Origin of the sequence: Stenotrophomonas sp. SAM-B (assembly GCF_013387485.1) — a bacterium.
GTDB lineage: Bacteria > Pseudomonadota > Gammaproteobacteria > Xanthomonadales > Xanthomonadaceae > Stenotrophomonas > Stenotrophomonas maltophilia_AA.
In genome coordinates, this window is the sequence record NZ_JABBXB010000024.1 from 1 (window position 1) to 453 (window position 453).

Genomic DNA, 453 nt, shown 5'->3' on the forward strand with positions numbered 1-453 from the left:
CTACCAGGGTATCTAATCCTGTTTGCTCCCCACGCTTTCGCGCCTCAGCGTCAGAACCGGCCCAGCTGGCCGCCTTCGCCACGGGTATTCTTGCAGATCTCTACGCATTCCACCGCTACACCTGCAATTCTACCAGCCTCTACCGGTCTCCAGATCCGCAGTATCCAAAGCAGCCTCACCGTTGAGCGGTGAGATTTCACTCCGGACTTGCAGGATCCGCCTGCGCGCGCTTTACGCCCAGTAATTCCGAACAACGCTTGCACCCTCTGTATTACCGCGGCTGCTGGCACAGAGTTAGCCGGTGCTTTCTAAAGGGGTACCGTCAAGAGCTAGGCCTATTCGCCCTAACTGTTTTCTTCTCCCCCCACAGAGCTTTACAACCCGAAGGCCTTCATCACTCACGCGGCGTCGCTGCATCAGGCTTTCGCCCATTGTGCAATATTCCCCACTGCA

At 57.0% G+C, this 453-nt stretch carries 1 rRNA gene; it reads right to left on the minus strand.

From position 1 onward, the window contains the following. Window positions 1–453: ribosomal RNA gene (locus HH110_RS19055) — 16S ribosomal RNA — on the minus strand; the annotation flags it as partial.